We start from the raw sequence: 2,038 nt of genomic DNA on the forward strand, positions 1-2,038 counted from the left end.
CCACGTCCTCGACGTCGGCCCGCAGCGCGTAGCCGGGCGGAGCGGACACCAGGACGCCGGCCTCCTCGCGTGGCGCGCGGTTCGGTTCGAGCGCCAGCCCTCAAAAGGGCTAATATCAGCTTATTCTTTTCTGTCTTCTCTTACCACGTTATATTTTTGACGATAACGTCGAAAAGTCGTTCGATTAATTCCAGTTTTACGCTCGATTTCTTTTTCTGTTAATCCTTGTTGGTATAAATCAAAGGCATGTTGCAATCCCTCATCTTCAAAAGAATATTTCTTTTTTCGTCCTTTAAATCGTCCGCGTTGTTTGGCAATGGCAATCCCTTGGGCTTGCCGTTCTTTAATCCGCTTTCGTTCACTTTCTGCTTGGTATTTGTACAATTCAATCATCAAGTTATTAATTAAACGCCTTAAATTATCGTCTTCAATCCCTGTCATGGACGGCAAGTTTAAGACTTCCAGCGTTGCGCCTTTTTGTTGAATTTGGTTCATCAGTTCGGTTAATTCTTTGTTATTTCGTCCTAAGCGGTCTAATTCTGTCACCACGACAATATCACCCTCATGTAAATAAGTCAGCATGGCTTGTAATTGAGGACGTTCAGTAGATTGTCCGCTTGCCTTATCTGAAAACACCTTAGAAACGTCCTGTAAGGCTTCTAACTGGCGGTCTAGGTTCTGTTCTTTGCTTGAAACACGAGCATAACCTATTTTTGCCATTTTCTACTCCCCCTCTTTATCATTATTGGCTTCTGCCAAATCGTCCAACGTTTTAAGTAAATCAGATAGTTTATCATGTTTCACTTTATAAATCACTTGCTGTCTTTTATCCTTACCAATGGTGATGTAATCGCCATAAATCATGTATCTTCTGACAAATTTTGTTCCACGGTTCAAATCTAGTGTATACGTATCAGCACCGACTAAACCGCCAGTATCTTTGACCTCATTTTTTTTGGATAAATCCAACTCATCAAGATAATCGACAATTGATGAAACCATTTCTTTTTCCTTGATATTCATATCCGTTTCTTGAAATTGATAGTTACTCCCATTTGTAATGGTAAAATGAATACGGTCAATATTCTCTTTCGATAATTTTTGGGAGTTCGTACCACATGCTACAAGTCCAAAAATAGCTAGAAGAACAATGCTACTCAATGCGATTATTTTTTTCATTTATAGTTTCTCTCTTTCTTTTATGATTGTTTATAGCCCTTTTGCGAGTAATTGGAAAAATTGTGCTAAAAAGTCCACAAACTCTTTTTCGCTCATGATAATTAAAGGCTGTCCGGATTCAATTGCTTGTTCTGCTTCTGTCAGTTTTTGAGAAGGGGAATAGCCTTTGATTAAATCAATGGGGAAATAGCCTGTCACCAGCCGTGTGGTTTTTTTCGTGACACTACTTTGATTATGACCTTCTAGCCCTGAAATAATAGCTTGCGCCTGTTTTCTCGTCATTGTGGTGAGTGTTCCAGTGAACACGAAATATTCATTTTCTAACAATTTTCCACCTCTTTTTTTGAACAAGTCTATTGAACACCTACAATACCTATTATACCACTAACCAAAAACAGTTCAATAAAGTATACTTTATTGAACTTAGTTAACTCATTATTTATAAAATTAAGCAATATCTTGTTTTCTATTCTTAGATATAATAAGCGAAATAGATATAAAGATAATAGCGTAAATTATCATTATTAAAATAGATTTTGAAGGTATCTCATTATTACTTATATATCCAACAGCTAACTCTCTAAAATGATAGGTAGGAGTTAATTTAGATAACATTTGCAACCATTCAGGAAATTGACTAGTAGGAAACCATAATCCCCCTAACATCGCTAAAGCTAAAAATAATATATCGGAAAATACAGATGCTGTTTTTTCATCTTTAAAATTTGTTAAAATAGTTCCTAAACTAAGAAACACAATGGCTCCAATTAATAGTAATAATCCTGACATAAGCCATTGAATAAAGGTTAAGTGAATTCCTCTAACTAAAAAACCGACTAAAAATACTAAAATAATTGAA

The 2,038-nt window shown here is 36.2% G+C and carries 4 protein-coding genes; all 4 read right to left on the minus strand.

From position 1 onward, the window contains the following. Positions 1-120: 120 nt before the first annotated feature. Positions 121-720 carry a recombinase family protein gene (locus tag ABZ857_RS44035; RefSeq protein WP_357056907.1) on the minus strand — a complete coding sequence of 200 codons (600 nt, stop codon included), beginning with the start codon at positions 718-720 and terminating at the stop codon, positions 121-123. 3 nt (positions 721-723) lie between these two features. Beyond that, the gene (locus tag ABZ857_RS44040) at positions 724-1,179 is read right to left on the minus strand and encodes a hypothetical protein (protein WP_351662186.1); all 456 of its coding nucleotides are present in this window, start codon (positions 1,177-1,179) and stop codon (positions 724-726) included. 30 nt (positions 1,180-1,209) lie between these two features. Continuing rightward, a complete protein-coding gene (locus ABZ857_RS44045; RefSeq protein WP_351502957.1) occupies positions 1,210-1,530 on the minus strand; it encodes a BRCT domain-containing protein in 321 nt (106 codons plus the stop codon). Between the two features lie 96 nt (positions 1,531-1,626). Beyond that, positions 1,627-2,038: ABC transporter permease (locus ABZ857_RS44050; protein WP_357056911.1), on the minus strand; the 412-nt coding region annotated here is incomplete at its 5' end.

It is taken from the genome of Microbispora sp. NPDC046933, from assembly GCF_040644635.1.
In the GTDB taxonomy this organism is placed as follows: domain Bacteria; phylum Actinomycetota; class Actinomycetes; order Streptosporangiales; family Streptosporangiaceae; genus Microbispora.